The sequence below is a fragment of the Bartonella sp. PS17NMGDW genome, assembly GCF_042193555.1.
Lineage (GTDB): Bacteria > Pseudomonadota > Alphaproteobacteria > Rhizobiales > Rhizobiaceae > Bartonella > Bartonella grahamii.
In genome coordinates this window covers 1-534 of the sequence record NZ_JBHILY010000104.1, presented here as the reverse complement: position 1 = coordinate 534, position 534 = coordinate 1, and the positions used below count along the sequence as shown (strand labels likewise).

Annotated in this window: 1 protein-coding gene; it reads right to left on the bottom strand. The window is 43.3% G+C overall.

Going from position 1 to position 534, the window contains the following annotated elements; genetic code table 11:
- Positions 1 to 70: 70 nt before the first annotated feature.
- Positions 71 to 534 (bottom strand): NADH-quinone oxidoreductase subunit J (locus ACFIJK_RS09515; RefSeq protein ID WP_375627611.1); only part of this gene is annotated, 464 nt, incomplete at its 5' end.

Here is a 534-nt window from a genome sequence, read left to right as displayed (position 1 = left end):
CACTACTCAAAAAGGCATGATTAAGCTATACTCCCTCTCCTTTCTCATCCCCCTTGCCCTAACCCTACTTCTAATAATATAACCTATTACCCCGAGTGATCTCAATCACAATATATACACCCACAAATAATGTCCAACCAGCAACTACCACCAACCAACGTCCATAATCGTACAAAGCACCAGCACCAATAGAATCCCCCCCAACTAACCCTGACATCTCTCCCTCAAAAATCACCCAATCCCCCATGCTATTAAAACTAACTACCACCACCCCATCAGAACTTGAGACCCATAAAACTAATCCTGCCTCCATTATTAAACCCACCAAAAGACCCCCTAAAACCTCGAACCCCGAACCCCATGTCTCAGGATACTCCTCAATAGCTATCGCTGTAGTATAGCCAAAAACAATTATTATACCCCCCAGATAAATTAAAAACAACATCAGACCTATATAGGCCCCCCCAAAACCTAAAATTACCATACAACCAACCACACCACTAGCAATCAATGCTAACCCCCCGTAAATAGGAG